This window comes from Fischerella thermalis PCC 7521 (assembly GCF_000317225.1).
GTDB lineage: Bacteria > Cyanobacteriota > Cyanobacteriia > Cyanobacteriales > Nostocaceae > Fischerella > Fischerella thermalis.
The window spans coordinates 119,128-140,118 of the sequence record NZ_AJLL01000005.1 but is presented as its reverse complement, the minus strand read 5'-3'; the positions used below and the strand labels follow the sequence as shown (position 1 = coordinate 140,118).

At 42.3% G+C, this 20,991-nt stretch carries 14 protein-coding genes and 1 pseudogene; 6 read left to right on the top strand and 9 right to left on the bottom strand.

Annotated features, from left to right (window positions below; all coding sequences use genetic code 11):
• The first annotated feature begins 6 nt into the window (after positions 1-6).
• The 5 genes and pseudogenes from UYK_RS0100755 to UYK_RS0100735 form a co-directional block, all read left to right on the top strand.
• Complete coding sequence (locus tag UYK_RS0100755; protein ID WP_009455171.1) at positions 7-420, top strand: rhodanese-like domain-containing protein; 414 nt, start codon at positions 7-9, stop codon at positions 418-420.
• A 342-nt stretch (positions 421-762) separates the two neighbouring features.
• Entirely contained in the window at positions 763-1,854 is a 1,092-nt protein-coding gene (gene hrcA / locus UYK_RS0100750) for a heat-inducible transcriptional repressor HrcA (protein ID WP_009455170.1), read from the top strand.
• Complete coding sequence (locus UYK_RS0100745; protein WP_009455169.1) at positions 1,851-2,501, top strand: hypothetical protein; 651 nt, start codon at positions 1,851-1,853, stop codon at positions 2,499-2,501. The genes hrcA and UYK_RS0100745 overlap by 4 nt, the downstream gene beginning before the upstream one ends.
• 569 nt (positions 2,502-3,070) lie before the next feature.
• Positions 3,071-3,163, top strand: coding sequence for a short-chain dehydrogenase/reductase SDR (locus UYK_RS0100740; RefSeq protein WP_009460351.1), 93 nt, complete (start codon positions 3,071-3,073; stop codon positions 3,161-3,163).
• Positions 3,159-3,350, top strand: a pseudogene (locus tag UYK_RS0100735) (oxidoreductase); the annotation flags it as partial. The gene UYK_RS0100740 and the pseudogene UYK_RS0100735, both read left to right, overlap by 5 nt.
• A gap of 157 nt (positions 3,351-3,507) precedes the next feature.
• On the opposite strand, the gene UYK_RS0100730 reads toward UYK_RS0100735, so the two are convergent.
• The 3 genes from UYK_RS0100730 to gpmI all read right to left on the bottom strand — a co-directional run bounded on the left by UYK_RS0100730 (position 3,508) and on the right by gpmI (position 6,357).
• On the bottom strand, positions 3,508-4,365 hold the full coding sequence (locus tag UYK_RS0100730; protein WP_009460353.1) for a peptidase: 858 nt from the start codon (positions 4,363-4,365) through the stop codon (positions 3,508-3,510).
• Positions 4,366-4,436: 71 nt separating this feature from the next.
• Positions 4,437-4,670: a preprotein translocase subunit SecG gene (secG, locus tag UYK_RS0100725; RefSeq protein WP_009460354.1), complete on the bottom strand. Its 234-nt coding sequence runs from the start codon at positions 4,668-4,670 to the stop codon at positions 4,437-4,439.
• A gap of 88 nt (positions 4,671-4,758) precedes the next feature.
• Positions 4,759-6,357, bottom strand: coding sequence for a 2,3-bisphosphoglycerate-independent phosphoglycerate mutase (gpmI, locus tag UYK_RS0100720; protein ID WP_016870723.1), 1,599 nt, complete (start codon positions 6,355-6,357; stop codon positions 4,759-4,761).
• 502 nt (positions 6,358-6,859) lie between these two features.
• Between gpmI and UYK_RS27860 the strand changes: the two genes are divergently transcribed.
• A complete protein-coding gene (locus UYK_RS27860; protein ID WP_444542635.1) occupies positions 6,860-6,994 on the top strand; it encodes a tyrosine-type recombinase/integrase in 135 nt (44 codons plus the stop codon).
• Between the two features lie 206 nt (positions 6,995-7,200).
• On the opposite strand, the gene UYK_RS0100710 is transcribed toward UYK_RS27860, so the two are convergent.
• The 6 genes from UYK_RS0100710 to UYK_RS0100680 all read right to left on the bottom strand — a co-directional run bounded on the left by UYK_RS0100710 (position 7,201) and on the right by UYK_RS0100680 (position 20,749).
• Positions 7,201-8,895, bottom strand: coding sequence for an ABC-F family ATP-binding cassette domain-containing protein (locus tag UYK_RS0100710; protein ID WP_016870721.1), 1,695 nt, complete (start codon positions 8,893-8,895; stop codon positions 7,201-7,203).
• Between the two features lie 354 nt (positions 8,896-9,249).
• Positions 9,250-9,579, bottom strand: coding sequence for a hypothetical protein (locus UYK_RS0100705; protein WP_009460358.1), 330 nt, complete (start codon positions 9,577-9,579; stop codon positions 9,250-9,252).
• A 292-nt stretch (positions 9,580-9,871) separates the two neighbouring features.
• Positions 9,872-12,208 (bottom strand): hybrid sensor histidine kinase/response regulator, encoded by a 2,337-nt coding sequence (locus UYK_RS0100700; protein WP_009460359.1) that lies wholly within the window; start codon positions 12,206-12,208, stop codon positions 9,872-9,874.
• Between the two features lie 196 nt (positions 12,209-12,404).
• Positions 12,405-12,986: a chemotaxis protein CheB gene (locus tag UYK_RS0100695; RefSeq protein WP_009460360.1), complete on the bottom strand. Its 582-nt coding sequence runs from the start codon at positions 12,984-12,986 to the stop codon at positions 12,405-12,407.
• Positions 12,987-13,050: 64 nt separating this feature from the next.
• The gene (locus UYK_RS0100690; RefSeq protein ID WP_016870719.1) at positions 13,051-13,875 is read right to left on the bottom strand and encodes a CheR family methyltransferase; all 825 of its coding nucleotides are present in this window, start codon (positions 13,873-13,875) and stop codon (positions 13,051-13,053) included.
• A 268-nt stretch (positions 13,876-14,143) separates the two neighbouring features.
• Complete coding sequence (locus UYK_RS0100680) at positions 14,144-20,749, bottom strand: HAMP domain-containing protein (protein ID WP_016870716.1); 6,606 nt, start codon at positions 20,747-20,749, stop codon at positions 14,144-14,146.
• Between the last annotated feature and the right edge of the window lie 242 nt (positions 20,750-20,991).

Below are 20,991 nucleotides of genomic sequence, written 5' to 3'. Positions count from 1 at the left end.
TGCGGGATGATTTTATTTTCTCTTTTAATTGAAAAACTCAATTCTTGGCATTCTTGGCATCTTGGCGGTTCATTATTCATCCCCATTTTATGCAACGCCAGTGTAGAAGAACTCGCCCAACGTTTGTCCCAAGGTGAGCCTAATCTTCAGCTTGTGGACGTGCGTGAACCACAGGAAGTCGCGATCGCTCACATTGAGGGTTTTGTTAACTTGCCTCTAAGTGGATTTGCTGAATGGGGAAATGAAATTCACACGCGCTTAGATCCTGATGCTGAAACCTTGGTACTTTGTCATTATGGCATTCGTTCTGCTCAGATGTGTCAGTGGCTGGTTAATCAAGGATTTACAAATGTGAAAAATATTTCTGGTGGTATTGATGCCTACTCCATGTTAGTTGACCCTTCAATTCCTGTGTATTAACCGTAAATGACGATTGTAAGTTTTTTTTGCTATTCTGAACTTAAGAGTGAATAATTTTCACTTAGTAATTACCAATACTTTTGAGCTGCCAATTTGCGTAAATCTAAGTAAAGATTATTGAGATTCAGAAGGATTTTGCAGTGAGCAAGTTTTCACATGTATATCAAAGTCTTTTTAAAGATACTTTTGTGAGAGATAAAAGATAGATTTGTTGTAACGTATTTTCAGATACTTCAATTATTTACTATTTTGCTTAACTAAATATTAATGCTTTTTGCTTCTCATCTTAATAATTTTTGTTTTTAAAAACTAATTAAAATTTTGCTTTGGTAAACATTAGCTATGCAAGTCCAGCTAACCAATCGTCAACAGCACATTCTTTGGGCAACAGTACGTCACTACATCGCCACAGCAGAGCCTGTTGGCTCCAAAGCCCTGCTAGAAGAGTACAACTTGGGTGTTAGCTCAGCCACGATTCGTAACGCTATGGGTGTGTTAGAAAAAGCCGGGCTACTTTATCAACCACACACTTCTGCTGGGCGAGTACCTTCTGACTCTGGCTATCGAATTTATGTTGATCAGTTGATCACACCTTCGGAAACTCTAGCCAGACAAGTAGAAGCGACACTACAAAATAGCTTGAATTGGGAAGATAGTAGTCTAGAAAGCTTATTACAAGGGGCAGCCCAAATTTTAGCGACCCTCAGCGGCTGCATCACCTTGATTACAATACCACAAAATGTCAGTGCTATGGTGCGGCATTTGCAATTGGTGCAAATTGAAGTCGGACGAGTCATGCTGATCGTAGTTACGGATAATTATGAAACACATTCAGCATTATTAGATTTGCCACCAAAAGGCAAAAACACACAATTTGATCCAGAAGTGATAGATCGGGAATTACAACTTGTTTCTAACTTTTTAAATAGCCAATTACGCGGGCGCAGTTTGTTAGAGGTAGCTAATCTCAATTGGAGTGATTTAGATCGGGAATTTCAGCACTATGGTGAGTACTTAAAAAATTCCCTGGCAGAATTTAGTCGTCGCAGTTTGACGCCAGGCGTTACACAAATCATGGTGCGTGGGATGGCAGAAGTTTTACGACAACCAGAGTTTGCTCAATTACAACAGGTGCAAACTATCATCCAACTATTGGAGGAAGAACAAGAACAACTGTGGAGATTAATATTTGAGGAAAATGAGACTGAGGAAGTGGGTAAACCACGGGTAACAGTGAGGATTGGTTCAGAGAATCCTCTTGAACCAATTCGTAACTGTAGTCTAATTTCTTCCACCTACCGCCGTGGTTCATCACAGGTAGGAAGCGTGGGAGTTTTGGGGCCAACACGCCTAGATTACGAAGGAGCGATCGCATTAGTTGCTGCTGCTGCTGAGTATTTATCGGAGGCTTTCAGTTATCTAAATCCCTCATGAGAAAAATTGCTTTTGGGTTGCTTTGGCTAGGATTGATTGCGTATGCTTTCTTGTTTGCTCCTCCCAATCAACCCGATACTTTTGAGTTGATTAAAAATCTATCTACTGGTCAATGGCAAGGTATTAATCCCTTGGTGATTGTACTGTTCAATATTATGGGTATTTGGCCCATTGTTTTCAGTGCAGTCCTGTTTGTTGATGGTCGAGGGCAAAAAATTCCAGCTTGGCCATTTACTGCTGCTTCTTTTGCTGTAGGGGCGTTTGCTTTGTTACCATATTTGGCTCTCAGAGAAACAAATCCGCAGTTTTCTGGTGCGAAGAATGTTTTGCTCAAAATCTTAGATTCTCGTTGGACGGGTGTTGTCCTGACTATTGGAACAGCGATTTTGGTTGGCTATGGTATTGGACAAGGTGATTGGAGTAATTTTGTCCAGCAGTGGCAAAATAGCCGCTTTATTAATGTGATGAGCTGTGATTTTTGTCTGCTATGTGTATTATTTCCTGCTTTGTTGGGGGATGATATGGTGCGGCGTGGTTGGAAGAGTTCTGGAATATTTTGGCTGATAGCTTTAGTTCCGTTATTTGGCCCTTTACTATATCTGTGCATACGTCCATCTTTGCCAGAATCACAGGTGGATGATTCGTGAGTGGTTTGATATTTGAAGTATCGAACACAGATAAACACAGATTTAGACGCCCTTAAGGGCGGCTTCCCGCAGCATACACCGATGGACGCTGATGGATTATGGGTGGGCTATTTTATTTTTGGAAAATTTGACTACAGGTGGGTTATTCGTGAGTAGTTTGATTTTTGAGATAGCGAACACAGATGCACACAGATAAACACCGATGGACGCTGATGAATTATGGGTTTACTGCTAAATAAATCTCTATTCCCTGTTTTCTATTCACCGTTCCCTAGCTTCGAGACAGGAACTTAATTTATGAGCAAAAATAGCACTTTGGTTTAGGATTGCTATATTGACTGTCTGAGTTTATAAATTCCGGGTAGTTGCCACCAAGCCAAATTTTGATAAATATGCTATGTCTAGAGTTTTTGATCGTTAATGAAGTAGCTAAATAAAACAATAGAATAATTAGTTAAAAGCATCATACTAACTCTAAATTCGCTAATAAAATCTAACAGAAGTCAGAAGTTTTTATAAAAAAATTAACCAAACTAAAAAACAGTCAATAGTTTTGTATTTATTAAGATATGGCTCCTACAGTACTAATTACAGGCGGCTCTGAAGGTCTTGGTAAAGCAACAGCTTTATTATTTGCCCGTAAGCGTCGCCCCTTGAATTGAAAATCTTTTCCAAAATCCTATGATCGAGAAACCTGAAGATGTGGCAAATGCGATTTGGAGTGCAGCTAAGAATCACAAGCCTGAAGTATTTGTTGGTTCTGCCAATTTATCACAGGCAGTTTATCGTTTATTTTCCGGTTTACTTCAGTGGGCTTCTCAACAAGTGTTTAAAAATGAAGATAAATAATGGCATTGCATAATTTTGCGATGATAGCGGATAAAATTGCACCCCATCGATTTTGTAGAGACGTTGCAGATTTTGTAGAGACGTTGCAGATTTTGTAGAGACGTTGCACTGCAACGTCTCTACTGTTGATGATTTTCATCCCTCGAATATACAACGCCTAAATAGTTCGTTGTAAAGTCCACCCCAAACAAGTTGGTTGTTCATAAACCCGCTTCAGTGTGTTCACATCTCTGGCAGAAATTGGTGGGGGATTGCGAACTTGAGAAAAGTATAAAGAATCACTCTGTAGCTGGCTATGTCCCCATATTCCTAAAGCATGACCTAGTTCGTGGCGAGCAGCAGCTAAAAGATATTGTCCTGTTTGGCTGGGACTAAGCAGGATAGTAAAGCGATGGTATAAAATATTTTTATTATTGTAAAATTCGTAAGTGGTTTGAGCGGAACGCGCACGGGGAATATTGCTATTAGGCAACTTTTGCAGTGGTGGGGTTTTCCGTATAACAGTAATATCAGCTACTTCCTGTTTTTCGACTACCTGTAAAGGTAAATAAGCACTCCACTCTTTTACAGCCTGCAAGACACTATTAACCCACGCTTGGGCTTGCTTAGGATCTATTGTTGATGGTGTTTCTATGTAAACCTTAACTGGAAACTGTGACCAAACTAAATAACCTACTGGCGTTGTTGCAACTTGAGAAAAGTAGTCACCGCTATTAGTTGTATCTTGCCACCGCATCAGTGTGGAAGGTAGGGGATGGGGTTTTGGTGAAGCTAGAGTGGTGGGGTGATAGGGGGCTAGGGTGATGGGGGGAAGATTTGTGATGTCGTAGTATTTTGTTGAGAAACTGGGAGAATATGAAAAATCAGCAAAGGACTGCACGTTAGTTAAGATAAACAGCAGTCCCGTGATTATAGCTAATCCTATAAATGCTAGTAAACGTTGCCAAATTAAACTTGTTGGGATGTTAGTAGTTGTTTGGTGGTTAGTGGTTAGTGGTTGTTGGTTGGGAACCAATGAATCGTTTGTCTCCTTTGTCTTCCTTGTCTTCTTCACCACTTCTCACACTTCCCCCACTCCTCACACTTCTATTTAGGCAGCCAACCAGCGCTCAAAACCACAGATAAACTAAGAAAAATGACTGTCAAAGCCCAAGTTACTTGGTTTAATGTTTTTTCTGCACTTTTAGTGCTGCTAAATAATTGGGCTTGTCCACCAATGGCTGCGATACCATCACCTTTGGGGCTATGCAACAACACTAGGACTATTAAAGCAATTGCAGAAAAAACCCAGATACCTTGTACAACGTTAGAAACGGTCATAGTGGAAAATGTTTGTGAATTATGAATTATGAATTATGAATTATGAATTGTATTAAATTCTCATTCATAATTCACTATTATTAACTTTTTACAGCCCCACTTGCACGGGTGTGCGAGAAAGTTGCACATCGTACTCTGTTGGTTGCAAAAGCGATCGCCCAGTCATTTCTGGAGGTTGAGGCAACTGTAAAATCTGCAAAATTGTAGGAGCGATGTCAGCTAGTTTGCCATCGTTACGCAAGCTAACATTGCCACCATGACCAGGGATTTTCGCCTGTTCTCCTTCGACAATAATCAGAGGGACTGGGTTAGTAGTGTGAGCCGTCCAGGGATTTCCATTCTCATCTATCATATGTTCGGCGTTGCCGTGATCAGCAGTAATAATTGCTGTACCTCCAGCTTTACTGATGCTTGTCAGCAGGCGACCTAAACACTGATCTACAGTTTCAATGGCTTCTACTGTTGCTGGGATCTGACCAGTGTGTCCCACCATGTCTGGGTTAGCATAGTTAATTACAACTAAAGAATAAATACCCTTTTCAATAGCTGCTGTTGCCACATCTGTAACTGCTTTGGCCGACATCATCGAAGCTTTGTCGTAGGTAGCAACCATAGGACTATTAACTAGTTCCCTGTCTTCTCCTGGGAAGGGTTCTTCTAGTCCACCATTGAAGAAATAGGTAACGTGGGCGTATTTTTCAGTTTCGGCGGTACGAAACTGTTTGAGATGATGCTGAGAAATTACTTCTCCGAGAATATTACTCAAATTTTGTGGTTCAAAGGCAACCTTTACTGGTAATTCTGGGTCGTATTGTGTAAAGGTGGCAAAGGACAGTGGCGTGATCAGCTTTCTTTCAAAACCATTAAATTCTGGACTAACGAAAGCTTGGGTAAGTTGTCTGGCGCGGTCGGGACGGAAGTTGAAAAATATAACCCCATCTCCTGGTTCTATGGCTCCAGGGGCTATTCTGACTGGGGCTATAAACTCGTCTGTTACACCCTCTGCATAGGATGCTTGCAGAACTTCTTCCGCAGAATGCCCATTGCCAGAGCTATCTTTTGTCATCACATCATAGGCACGTTGAACCCGATCCCAACGGCGATCGCGATCCATTGCATAGTAGCGACCACTGAGGGTTACTATGCGTCCGACTCCGATCCGATCAATGTAGTCTTGGATTAATGCGATGGAGTTAACGCCGTCTGTGGGAGCGGTATCGCGACCATCGGTAATTGCATGGATGCAAATGTCTGATATTTCCTGACTTTTGGCTAAGTCAAGTAATCCAAACAGATGGCTAACATGGGAGTGTACACCACCCTCAGAACAAAGCCCGATGATGTGCAATTTACCATTGCGACTTCGGACTTCCTGACAAATGCTGACAAGTGCTGAGTTTTTGAAGATGGAACCATCTTCTACCGCATCAGAAATGCGTACCAACTCTTGGGGTACAACCCTGCCAGCACCAATGTTCAAGTGACCAACTTCAGAGTTACCCATTTGACCCTCTGGCAACCCTACCGCTTTTCCTGATGTGCGGATAAGGGTATGCGGATATGCTGCCCATAAGCTATCCATTACCGGAGTCTTAGCAGCGGCAATAGCATTTCCTTTTGTCTCCTCGCAGTAGCCCCATCCGTCTAAAATGACTAGCACCACGGGAGCAACAGGTGCTTTGGTCATAATAAAATCGCCCTTTACTTTTTGTAATACCCGAATGATACCACTGCTAACTACAGTCGCAAGTAGATTTGTGCTTATTAACTTCTTTTATAAGAGTTTCTCTATTTTTTAGACATTTCTTAAACTTTAGTAATTTTTTCTTATTTTTGTGGTATGCACCAAATCTTGAGCATTAAAAACGAAGTTGCTATTCAACCAGATCAAATATGTGATGGATGTGTGACAGATCAAAGGCCTGATACGGTCGGTTGCATGTCCGTACTTATGCGGCGATCATTAACAATTAACGGTGAAGTTGTGCAGCGGCAGGTAACCTAGAACTCCCACCGATAATCTTTGTGCCGTCCGCACCAACGAAGTGTTAGGTGGCTTAGCGACTCTTGGGATCTTGACCAAGTATAACGATCGTAGGTTTATCGTTTATTCCATTATCCAACTCAAAGAGACTCGGTAAGTCTATAGCAATTGAGGGAGATGTTTCATATATTTTCTGAAAATTTTGATGCTGGCTCTTAAAGAAATCTCGCCTGACAAAATGAGGCGGCGATCCATTCGCCACAGTTTTGCTACCCATTTGTTGCAAAACGGCTATGACATCCGCACAGTGCAAGAGTTATTAGGACACTTAAGGATGTAAAAACTACGATGATGTGTACTCACGTACTCAATCGTGGTCGTAAAGCTGTTCGTAGTCCGCTTGACTAATAACCTATATGAGTGGACGATCGCTTCACTCCTGAACAATAACCATAGTTCTTTCTGGTATCAGTAAGAGTTTGTGCGATCGCTTCTCAAACTACACAAGTTGGTTAATAAACAAGACACTGATCACTGATTTCCTTTCTACTTGTTCTTCCCAGTAGCCTTAGCTGCTTTGGCTGCTTTTTTGGCAGCTTTTTCGGCTGCGATCGCTGCTAATCTCGCTTGTTCTTTTTCTTCAGCAATTTTCTCGAGGTAGTAATGATAGTCACCTAAGTAGACTCGGAATTCACCATCACGAATTTCCACAATTTTATTGGCTACCTGAGAAATAAAATAGCGGTCGTGGGAAACAATAATTGCTGTGCCATCGTAGTCTTGTAGTGCTTCTTCCAACATTTCTTTGGCTGGAATGTCTAAGTGGTTTGTTGGCTCATCTAATATTAATAAATTTGCTGGACGCAACAGCATTTTTGCTAATGCTAAACGCGCTTTTTCTCCACCACTTAAAGCTGCTACTTTTTTGAAGACTGTATCACCACTGAATAAAAAGCGTCCTAATAAGGTGCGAACGTCTTCGTTTTTCCAATCAGGTACTTCGTCATGAATAGTTTCCATGACTGTTTTTTCTAAGTCTAAAGCTTCTGCTTGGTTTTGTTCAAAATATCCAGGGATCACATTATGTTGACCTAATTTGATAACTCCTTCTGTGGGTTGTTCCATACCCATAATTAGGCGCAGTAATGTTGATTTCCCAGCACCATTGGGAGCAACAAAGGCGATGCGATCACCCCTCTCAATCAGGAGATTTGCTCCTAAAAATAGAATTTTCTCATCGTAGATATGAGTTAAATTTTTAATTTCCACGACTTCTCTACCACTACGGGGTGCGGGGGGAAAGCGAAATTGTAGCGTTTTAACTCCAACTGTAGGGGCTTCGACGCGCTCAATCTTTTCTAGTTGTTTTTCACGGCTTTTGGCTTGGGTGCTGCGGGTGGCACTAGCACGGAATTTATCAACAAAAGCTTGTTGTTTTTCTAATTCTTTTTGCTGGCGTTCGTAGGCACTCAGTTGTGCTGTTTGTTTTTCAGCTTTTTGTTGTAAATATGCTGAATAATTACCAAGATAAGTAGTAGAAACACCTCGTTCTGTTTCGACAATTTGAGTGCAGAGACGATCTAAAAATTCTCGGTCGTGGGAAACTATTACCATTGGTGTATTCAAACCTTTTAGGTAATTTTCCAACCACTCGATTGTTTCTAAATCTAAGTGGTTTGTTGGCTCGTCTAGCAGCAATAAATCAGGTTCTTGCAAGAGAATTTTAGCCAAACTGATCCGCATTTGCCAACCACCACTGAAGGCACTAACGAGGCGATCGCCGTCTTCTGGTTCAAAACCGATTTCGGGTAATATCTTGCCAATACGTGCTTCTAAGCCATAACCATCTAGGGCTTCAAATTGCCGTTGTAGCTTATCCAACTTATTAATTAGTTTATCCAGTTCTTCTGGAGGAGCGGTTTCCATCTGATGTTGCACTTCCACCAAAGATAACTGTACTTTGTTTGCCTCCTTGAAAACTGTCCACAATTCTTCTTTGATAGTGCGGCAGGGGTCTACATCAAATTCTTGATTGAGATAGGATATGTGTAAACTGGCAGGACGAATAACTTCGCCAGAGGTTGGCTCTATTTTGCCAGTGATGATTTTGAGTTGGGTAGATTTACCAGCACCGTTAACCCCAACTAAACCAACGCGATCGCCCACTTTCACTTCCCAATTGATATCCTTGAGAACTTCGCCAGTCGGATAAATTTTACTAATATGTTCTAGTCGCAGCATTGAGTGTCTCCAAGGTAGGCAACAAGCAGGGAAGGTTAACTCACATCGAGTCCAATCTTAACAAAATTTAACTACAAATTCGATGTGAATAATTCCTTGAAGACAAAGAAAAAGATTTTAGTGAAGGATACACTGATAGTTGCTGTATTAATTTTAATTTTTCATCTTCGTGTCTTAGTGTCTTGGTGGTTAATAAAATGATTTTTCACCACCAAGACACTAAGCCACCAAGAAACACTTTGAAAGGGGTACACCATACTCTTACACCCGCTTGGTTTTGATGGCACTGCTATCTAAATAATATTAAAAGCCCGTCTGTACGGGCTTTTTAACAATTTTTAAGCGTGTTGGGGATTATCTTCCAAAAATTGGGGCGTTGGTGTTGCGTCTGTGAAGTAAAATTGACCCTACATTACAAAGCAAACAGGTAATAGCTAGCCATAACAAAACATAAGTGGGAATCATGACTACGCCGATCATAAACCAAGTGTAAACGTGCAGTATCATCACAACAGCAAATGTACAGGCTACTATTGCTGATTGCCAAACTTGATATGAAGGGCGACGGAGTACAGCTAAAACCATCGTCAACAGCGTTGCAAGTAAGTTTGCTGGCACGAGAAATGCACAAATACTAACGCAGTTGGTGCGGGAAAACTCCACTAGGCTGTTGAAATCGAGCATTAATTTTTCAGGTAACGTCTATTTAGTATAGAACAACTAATCAGGCAATTAAATAACGAAATATAAACATGAGCATTACTGACTTTAATATTATAAAAAATTTACATAATTTGTTGGTTGGTGGTCGTTAGTAGTTAGTGGTTAGTGGTTGATTGTTGTTTTTACTCCTCAGACCCCACCCTTACGGGAAGCCGAAGAAGGCGCGTCTATACACCCCTCACACTTCTCACACTCCACCCTACGGGAAGCCGCTTGCGCGTCTACACACTCCTCACACTTCCCATCTCCCCACCTAACTTCCCCTACCTAATCTCTGCATTAATTTTGCTACGGAGTGAATTAATTGATTTGGTTCAACTGGCTTGGAAACATACATCTGAAAACCTGCATCAAGGGCTTGTTGACAATCTTGTGGTCTAGCATAAGCTGTTAATGCGATCGCAGGTAAATCTCTTCCTTGTTCTGGCTGTAAATTTCGTATTTTACGTATTAATGTGTATCCATCTTCTTCAGGCATACTGATATCACTAATCAACACATCCGGTAAGGATTTTGCAATTATTAAAAGTGCCGATTGCACTGAATCAATTGCTGTTACCTCTGCTCCTGATTCTTGCAGGACGGTGGTTACATATTCTCGTGTATCAGTATCCCCATCCACGACTAACACCTGCAAACCACTCAAGGATTGTTCTACAACAGAATTGGGGAAGGCTGTTTTTGTTATCTGTTCTGTTTGTTTTAAGTTCCATCTTTGGAGAACAGGTGTTTTCGGGAAATTTCCTTCTGCTTTGGTAGCAACAGCACATTCTCGGTTTTTTGATTCTTGATCTTGGGGTGCTTGCTGTGTTGCTAACAATGGCAACTTTACACTAAATGTTGCTCCCTGTCCGACTCCTGGACTATCAGCATGAACACTACCACTATGCATTTCTACTAAATAACGGACGATCGCTAGTCCCAATCCTAAACCGCCGTGGTTTCTAGTTATACTTCCATCTGCTTGACGGAAACGATCAAAAACGTAGGGGAGAAATTCTGGACTAATGCCAACACCTGTGTCAGTGATGGTAATTTGGGCATAGCGGTTTTTGTGATGGGGTGGTGGGGTGGTGGGGTGGTGGGGAGAGGTTGATTCTACTTTCTCCCCATCTCCGGTTCTCCCTATCTCCCAATCGTTTACTACTTCTAGGCGTACTTCTACCCTACCGTCAGAAGGGGTAAATTTAATGGCGTTGTTAAGCAAGTTCCATAGAACTTGTTGTAGGCGATTGGGATCACCAGAGACGATTACGGAAGAGGCGGTGACTGGAAGAGGCGGGGACGGGGAGAGTATTTCATCTGTATTCGTTGTTTCCCCATGTACCCGCATCCCTACGTCCTCTTTATTTTCTATGTCATCGCGTCGTTGTGTCGCTGTATTCTCTGTTTCGTTGAGTTCAACTACGTATTCAAGTTGAATTTTTTTTGCTTCTGCTTCTAGACGTATGCTATTGACAACTGTTGCAGTTAAGCTAACTAAGTTAACTGGACAAATGTTAAGAGTCAGCTTGCCTCGCATAATGCGCGAGACATCTAAAATATCTTCTATAAGCTGAGCTTGCAAATCCGCATTGCGTTCAATTGTTTCTATAGCACGAGTGATTGCTTCTTCATTCAATTTTCGCTGGCGCAGCAGTCTTGCCCAACCTAGTATAGATGTTAAGGGTGTGCGGAGTTCATGGGAGAGGGTGGCTAAAAATTCATCTTTGAGGCGATTTGCTGTTTCTGCTTCTTGGCGTGCTGTTTGTTCGCGAATGAGCTTAATATGTTCTTCTTCTGCTTTTTTGCGTTCTGTGATGTCTTCTGATGTACCTGTAAAACCAATTACATTACCTTCTTCGGAAAGCATTGGTGATGATGACATGTAAACCCAGCGCTCAATTCCTGCTGGAGTGATGATACGAAATTCTCCTTTATATCCCCTACCTTCAGCAGCAGCAGCATACCAATTCGCAACTACTGATTGTTGTTCTTCATGATGAATTGTTGCGATCCAGCCTTCGTCTAAACTTTGCTCTGGGGTTAAACCAAAAATAGCATGGTAGCGGGGGTTAGCATAAGTGCATTTACCATGAGCATCAGTTAAAAAAATGCCTACGGGTGAACAAGCACTCAATGAACGAAACATTTCTTCGCGTTTTTTGAGTTCAGCATTCATTGCTGCTAGTTGTGCGGCTTGTCGCTTTACTTCTGCACTTTTTTGGAACAAATCAATAAATGCTGCTACTTTGGATTTCAATATTTCCGGTTCTATGGGCTTAAAGAGGTAGTCTACGGCACCTAGAGAATATCCTCTAAAGACCATGTTGTCACTGGTGTTGAATGCCGTTACAAAAATTATTGGTGTATGCCGCGATCGCTCTCGTTGTCGAATCAGGGCTGCTGTCTCGAACCCGTCCATATCTGGCATTTGCACATCCAGCAAAATTACGGCAAAATCCTGATTTAGTAGATTTCGCAAAGCTTCTGCGCCTGATGTAGCCCTCACCAAGTTTTGACCAAGGCTGTCTAAAATTGCCTCTAGGGCTAGCAAATTCTCTGGATGGTCATCTACCAACAGAACATTAACTTTAGGCTCAAATAACATTTCAAATATACACTTTTAGAAATAGAAGAAGCCGTTTTTACGTCTTCCTATTGACTGTGACGCTAAAGCTAGCTGAATTCACACTATCTTAAGTTATAACTTTAGCTGGCTTGAAAATAGGTCTTGGGGGTGGTAACAAGGAATTTTATATACTTAAATTAGTACACTATTTATAGCTTCTCTAAAAGCGGCATCATCAATTACAAATTTTTACTAAGAAAGAAGCAATATCTACTAAGGGTAAAACTTGATCTGCTACTCCGAATGCGATCGCCGCTGCCGGCATAATTGAACAAAAGGCACTTTCAGGTTCTTCAACTATACTCATTCCCCCACGTGCTTTAATTTTTGCCAGTCCTTGAACACCATCTTGATTTGCTCCTGTCAACAGTATACCAATAACTTTTTGATTATAGGCATCAGCCGCAGTTTCAAATAGCACATCAATTGATGGACGTGCGTAGGTGACGGGGACATCGGTAGACAAAGAAAAGTAAGGTTGAGACACTGTTTTATCTTTACTTTCTATCAACAAGTGATAATCTGCTGGAGCTAAATATACCCACCCAGGTAATATTTCTTCTTTGTCTTCTGCCTCCTTGACTACTAAGTTAGTGTAACTTTGTAATAAGACTCTTAGTGTGTCATCAGAATCTTTGTGACGGTGTTGGACAACAGCTATTGGTACAGGGAAAGTTTTTGGCAAGCCCAATAATATGACTTGCAATGCTTCTAACCCGCCTAAGGATGTACCAATTACAATAATTTGGTATTTCATAATATTTCGATGTGTTAGTGGTTGGTAGTTGATTCTCCAAGCAACAATCAACAAACCACAAAAATTAACTTACTCTCCGATAAATTTTTTCACTACTAACTAATTGTTCATAATCTTGCTCATGGGGCGTAAATCTGATCGATTCTTGACGTCCTAATCCTAATATTCCAAATCTAATTAAGCTTTCGTAAAAAAGTTTATGAACTCGATGTTGCAGATTTTTATTGAAATATATTAAGACATTACGGCAAAAAATTACATGAAATTCATTAAAAGAATTATCCGTGGCTAAATTATGTAAGGAAAAAATTATATTTTCTTTAAGTTCTGAGGAAAAAATAGCATTTCCATAGGCTGCTGTATAATATTCAGAGAAAGCTTTCTTGCCACCTGCTTGTATATAGTTATGAGTATATTCTTGCATCATCACTAATGGAAAAATTCCTGATTTAGCTTTACGCAAAACTATTTCATTAATGTCAGTGGCATATAAACGTGAGCGGTGATAAAGTCCTTCTTCTTTTAGTAAAATTGCCATCGAATATACTTCTTCACCAGTAGAACAGCCAGCGTGCCAAATGCGGATAAAAGGATAAGTTCTTAAGATGGGAATTACTTTTTTCCTGAAGGTCAAAAAAAAGTTTGGATTTCGGAACATTGCCGTGACATTAATCGATAAGTTTAATAATAATCTCTCTAGGTACTCTGGTTCATGAAGGACTTTCTCTTGCAGCCCAGAAATAGTGGTTAAACCTTCAGTTTTAACAGTGTTCCAAATCCGGCGCTTGAGGGAAGCTAAAGCATAGTTTCTAAAATCAAATCCATAATAACGATATATACCTTCTAATAACAATTGAATTTCTACATCTTCAAGTTCTTCTCTCTCCATGTTTTTTAATTAATTCAGATGAAATAAAAATATTGTGTTGGTGGTTGGTGGTTAGTGGTTAGTTGTTGGTTGTTGATTTGCCATTGACAATTGACCAATTATTACTTGATGGTAGAAGAAAGTGGATTTATCTGTGGATTCAATCCAAAATTCAAAATCTAAAATCCAAAATCGTCTGATCATCTTATTTATAATGTGAAAGAATTCAATCCTGCATCTACCCACAAATTCAAAATAATCACTCATACCTCTATCTGAGGAACGAATACTATCGGTACAACCAAACACGCAATAACGACAGTAATTGTTCTGTGTCAACAGGCTTGGTAATATAGTCAGATGCACCAGCCTCAATACACTTTTCGCGATCGCCTTGCATAGCTTTGGCAGTCAAGGCAATAATTGGCAGAGATTTAAAATCAGGGTTAGCGCGGATGCGGCGGGTGGTTTCGTAGCCATCCATTTCTGGCATCATCACATCCATCAGTACAACATTAATGTCGGGATTATTTTGCAAAACTTCTATACCATCACTACCGTTTTCTGCATAGAAAATCTGCATTTGATAACGTTCCAGCATACTAGTTAGGGCAAAAATATTGCGAACATCATCATCGATAATCAAAACTTTTTTCCCAGCCAGTTGGAAGTCAGAGTTTTGTAATTGTTCTAGAATTTGACGTTTGGGTGCAGGTAAATTGGCTTGGACACGATGCAAGAATAAAGCAGTTTCATCTAAAAGACGTTCCGGCGATCGCACATCTTTGACAATTACTGTCTCGGCGATACGTTGCAGTTGTGTATCTTCGCTTCTGGTCAATTCCCTAGCAGTATAGACAATAATGGGTAGTGTCTCACCATTTGGTAGTTTTTTGATTTGTTCGATCAATTCAAAACCACTCATATCTGGTAGTCCTAAATCTAGAACTACACAATCAAATTTTCCATTGGCGATCGCAGATAATGCTTGATTACCAGTACTGACAGCAGTAGTCGCAACGTCGCCGTTACCAATTAATGCCACAATACTTTGACGTTGATTTTCGTCATCTTCTACGATCAACAGATTTTTAACTCGCCTGTCTACGAAACCTTTGATTTTAGTCAGTGCTTGGTGTAGTGTCTCACTGCTGATCGGTTTTTGCAAATAAGCGATCGCACCTTGTTGTAAACTGCGTTGTTTCCCTTCCTCTACTGTCATCACATGTACAGGAATATGACGGGTATTGGCGTCATGTTTGAGACGATCTAGCACCGCCCAACCATCCATCCCTGGCAAACGAATATCCAGGATAATGGCAGAAGGCTGATATTCTTGGGCTAATGCTAAACCTGTGTTGCCACTATGGGCAACAATGCCCTTAAATTCATTTTGTCGTACCATGTCCAAGAGAATCCGGGCAAACTTAGTATCATCTTCCACAATTAATAAAGTGCGATCGCCCGGTTGGATGTTGTTTCTATCGTCGATGACTGGAGTGATGGGAGTGTGATGGGGTGGTGGGGTGGTGGGGTGGTGGGGAGAAGACTTCACCCCATCTCCGGTTCTCCCCATCTCCCCAGCACCAGAAAGCGGTTGGGGTAAATACAGTGTAAAGGTGCTACCTTCTCCCGGGCGACTGACTAGTTTAATTTCTCCACCAAATAAACGGGTAATTTCTCGGCTGATGGACAAACCTAATCCTGTACCACCAAATTTACGACTGGTAGTACCATCTGCTTGTTGGAAAGCCTCAAAAATGATTTTTTGTTTTTCGGGGGCGATACCAATACCTGTATCTTTGACTGCAAAAGCGATCACTCTATCAGCACGATTCAAGTTTTCTTGGTCAGAACTCCATCCCTGCTTGGCTACAAACACTCGTAAACTAACTTCACCTTTTTCTGTGAATTTAAAGGCATTTGCCAGTAGGTTTTTGAGGATTTGTTGCAGTCGTTTAGCATCAGTGTAGATTGTCGGTGGTAGTTCTGGGTCTAATTCAATCGTGAAATTTAGTCTTTTGTCGACTGCTACTTGCCTAAATGTGCGTTCCACCTGTTCGCGCAGATCAGTTAATCGCAGCTGATCCATATCAATAGACATGGTTCCCGATTCAATTTTGGCTAAGTCGAGAATGTCATTGATCAGTGACAACAAATCATTACCAGCAGAGTAAATTGTGCGGCTGTATTCGATTTGCTTCTCACTAAGATTACCTTCAACGTTGTCTGCGAGAATTTTTGCTAGTATTAATAAACTGTTGAGTGGTGTCCGCAATTCGTGGGACATATTGGCGAGAAACTCAGATTTATATTTGGAAGATAGGGCTAGTTGTTCGGCTTTTTCTTCTAATGAAAGTCTGGCTTGTTCGATTTCGTGATTTTTGCGTTCTACTTCTTTGTTTTGTACAGCTAAGAGTTCTGCTTTCTCTTCGAGTTCGGCGTTAGTTTTTTGTAACTCTTCTTGTTGTTTCTTGAGTAAATCTTCTGATGCTTTCAGGGTTTGGGCTTGTTGTTCGAGGCGTTTATTGGTTTCTCGTAGTTCATTTTGCTGACTTTGCAATTCCTCGGCTAAAGACTGGGACTGTTTGAGTAACTCTTCCGTACGCATACTCGCAGCGATGGTGTTTAAGACGATCGCAATACTTTCTGTGAGTTGGTCAAAAAATGTCAGATGAATTTCGCTAAAGCGCCGGAAGGAAGCAAGTTCAATTACCGCCGTGATTTGTCCCTCAAATAGTACAGGTAGCACCACAACATTAACTGGGGTTGCTTCACCTAAACCAGAACTAATTTTGATATAGTCGTGCGGTACTTCTGTTAGCAGAATCCGTTCTTTTTCTAAAGCACACTGTCCGACTAAGCCTTCACCCAATTGGAAGCGGTTAGCTAGATGTTTGCGTTCGCGGTAAGCGTAGCTACTTAGTAGTTTAAGATACTGACTGTTATCAGTATTTTCCATGATGTAGAAGACGCCGTGGGCTGCCCCAACTAGAGGTGCTAACTCTCGGAGAATCAGTTTTGATACTGTTTCCAGGTCGCGCTGTCCTTGCAGCATCCGGGTAAACTTGGCGAGGTTGGTCTTCAGCCAGTCTTGTTCGGTGTTTTTCTGCGTTGTCTCCCGCAGGTTGGCGATCATCTGGTTGATGTTGTCTTTAAGGATAGCAACCTCACCTAATGCTTCCACAGCAATTGACCGGGTTAAGTCACCCTTAGTCACAGCAGTTGCAACTTCTGCGATCGCCCGTAACTGGGTAGTCAGGGTGGCAGCCAGTTCATTCACGTTGTCGGTCAAATCTTTCCACGTACCAGCCGCCCCCGGGACTTTCGCTTGTCCGCCTAATTTACCTTCAATACCCACTTCTCGCGCCACGGTCGTCACTTGGTTGGCAAAGGTCGCTAGGGTATCAATCATCTCATTAATTGTTTCTGCCAAAGCTTCAATTTCACCCTTGGCATCTAGCATTAATTTCCGCTTCAAGTCACCGTTAGCAACCGCCGTGACCACTTTGGCAATGCCTCGCACCTGTGCCGTCAAGTTACTCGCCATCGAGTTCACATTGTCAGTTAAATCTTTCCAAGTGCCTGCTACGCCTTGCACCTGGGCTTGACCACCGAGTTTGCCTTCGGTTCCCACCTCCCTCGCAACGCGCGTTACTTCTGATGCAAAGGAACTCAACTGATCCACCATCGTGTTGATGGTGTTTTTCAACTCTAAAATTTCGCCCCTGACATCAACAGTAATTTTCTTAGAGAGGTCGCCATTTGCCACCGCTTTTGTCACTTCGGCAATGTTCCGCACCTGTGCTGTCAGGTTGCCTGCCATTAAGTTAACGTTATCGGTCAAATCTTTCCAAGTGCCAGCAACACCTCTAACATAGGCTTGCACACCCAGTTTCCCTTCAGTTCCTACCTCCCGCGCAACCCGTGTGACTTCCGATGCAAAGGAATTAAGTTGATCCACCATTGTATTAATGGTGTTCTTTAACTCCAGAATTTCACCTTTAACATCGACAGTAATTTTCTTGGACAAATCACCATTAGCTACCGCCGTTGTCACTTCGGCAATATTTCGCACCTGGGAAGTCAAGGAACCCGCCATTGAGTTAACACTATCTGTTAAATCTTTCCAAGTACCCGCCACACCCCGCACTTCTGCTTGGACGCCGAGTTTGCCTTCGGTTCCTACCTCCCGCGCCACTCGTGTGACTTCCGATGCAAAGGAATTAAGTTGATCCACCATTGTATTGATGGTGTCCTTCAACTCTAAAATTTCGCCTTTGACATCGACGGTTATTTTCTTGGAAAGATCACCGTTTGCCACAGCTGTTGTGACTGCGGCAATGTTGCGTACCTGTGCCGTCAAGGAACCCGCCATGAAGTTGACGCTATCTGTTAAATCTTTCCAAGTCCCAGCAACACCTTTGACGTCTGCTTGGACGCCGAGTTTTCCTTCTGAACCTACTTCCCTAGCAACCCGCGTTACTTCCGATGCAAAAGAATTGAGTTGATCCACCATGATATTGATGGTGTTCTTCAACTCGAAAATTTCCCCTTTCACCTGCACAGTAATTTTCTTGGAAAGATCACCGTTAGCGATCGCTGTGGCTACCTCTGCAATATTACGGACTTGGTCAGTGAGATTACCTGCCATCATATTCACTGCCCCGGTGAGGTCTTTCCAAGTGCCGGCAACACCTTTAACTTCTGCCTGTACACCGAGTTTCCCTTCGGTTCCTACTTCTCTGGCAACCCGTGTCACTTCTGATGCAAAGGAACTCAACTGATCCACCATTGTGTTGATGGTGTTTTTCAACTCCAGAATTTCGCCTCTGACATCGACGGTGATTTTCTTGGAAAGGTCGCCATTGGCTACAGCTGTTGTCACTTCGGCGATGTTGCGCACCTGCGCTGTTAACGAACCCGCCATGAAGTTGACGCTATCTGTTAAATCTTTCCACGTACCTGCAACACCTTTGACTTCCGCTTGTACGCCCAGCTTACCCTCTGCACCTACTTCCCTAGCAACCCGCGTCACTTCACCAGCAAAGGAATTGAGTTGATCCACCATCGTATTGATGGTGTTTTTCAACTCCAGAATTTCGCCTCTGACATCGACGGTGATTTTCTTGGAAAGGTCGCCATTTGCCACAGCTGTCGTCACTTCAGCAATGTTACGCACCTGTGCCGTTAACGAACCCGCCATGAAGTTAACGCTATCTGTTAAATCCTTCCACGTACCCGCCACACCTCTGACATCTGCTTGGACACCGAGTTTTCCTTCCGAACCCACTTCCCTAGCAACCCGCGTCACTTCAGAAGCGAAGGAACCAAGCTGATCCACCATGATATTGATGGTGTTCTTCAGTTCTAAAATTTCGCCTTTAACATCAACCGTAATTTTCTTGGAAAGATCACCGTTGGCGATCGCTGTGGCAACCTCCGCAATATTACGGACTTGCCCAGTTAAATTGCCTGCCATCATATTGACGCTATCAGTCAAGTCCTTCCAAGTGCCAGCCACACCGCGGACTTCTGCTTGGACGCCGAGTTTTCCTTCGGTTCCCACTTCCCTAGCTACCCGCGTCACTTCCGATGCAAAGGAGTTGAGTTGATCCACCATTGTATTAATGGTGTTCTTCAGTTCTAAAATTTCGCCTTTGACATCGACGGTGATTTTCTTGGAAAGGTCGCCATTTGCCACAGCTGTCGTCACTTCAGCAATGTTACGCACCTGTGCCGTTAACGAACCCGCCATGAAGTTAACACTATCTGTTAAATCTTTCCACGTACCCGCCACACCCGGCACTTGGGCTTGTCCACCGAGTTTACCTTCTGCACCTACTTCTCTAGCAACCCGCGTCACCTCAGATGCAAAGGAGTTGAGTTGATCCACCATGATGTTGACGGTGTTTTTCAACTCCAATATTTCACCTTTGACATCAACTGTAATTTTTTTGGAGAGGTCGCCGTTGGCTACTGCTGTTGTGACTTCTGCAATATTACGGACTTGGGCGGTTAAGTTCCCTGCCATCATATTTACAGATTCAGTCAAGTCTCGCCAGGTCCCTGCCACACCCGGCACTTGGGCTTGTCCACCGAGTTTACCTTCTGCACCTACTTCTCTAGCAACCCGCGTCACCTCAGATGCAAAGGAGTTGAGTTGATCCACCATGATGTTGACGGTGTTTTTCAACTCCAATATTTCACCTTTGACATCAACTGTAATTTTTTTGGAGAGGTCGCCGTTGGCTACTGCTGTTGTGACTTCTGCAATATTGCGGACTTGGGCAGTTAAGTTTCCCGCCATCAAGTTGACGCTATCAGTTAAATCCTTCCAAGTGCCTGCCACTCCTGGAACTTGTGCTTGTACGCCAAGTTTACCTTCGGTTCCGACTTCCCTTGCAACCCGTGTCACTTCACTGGCAAACCCATTCAACTGTCCCACCATTGTGTTGACCATTTGGGCAGTTTGGAGAAATTCTCCCTTGAGGGGTCTACCGTCCATCTCTGGGGCGATGGTTTGGGAAAGATCGCCATTTGCCACTGCTCTGATCACCCGCGCTGTTTCAGCTGTAGGCTGAACTAAGTCGGTAATTAATGTATTCACAGAATCAACACAGGCAGACCACCCACCACGCACATTGCCCAAAGAAGCGCGTTCGCTAATTTTGCCCTCTTTACCAACAACGTTACCAATCCGTTGTAGTTCTGCTGTTAGCCGTTCATTTTGTTCAATAATATCGTTGAGTGTATCAGCGATTTTTCCTGCCATACCAGTTTGATCGATAGGCATTCGTGCCGAAAAGTCGCCTTTTTTGACTGCTGACAGCGTTCTGAGCAGTTGTCGTAAATCTAAATTGTCGCTTTCTTTGGTTAACTGTTCAGTGGGCATACCGATGGCTTGAAAATAAATTATACACTCTTGCTGCTATAGCGTGCTACTAGTTTAAATTACACTCTGCTCATAAAAAGGTATACCAACTAATTAGTTACGTCAGAGGAACTTGGCTCTCAGTTAGCTGGCTATGCAGGTTTCGATGTATAGACTATAACGAAATTTCTGAAAACAGCGATCAAGTAATAGATATAAATCTATCTTTGGTATGATTAATTCTTATGAAGTTTCAAATTGGT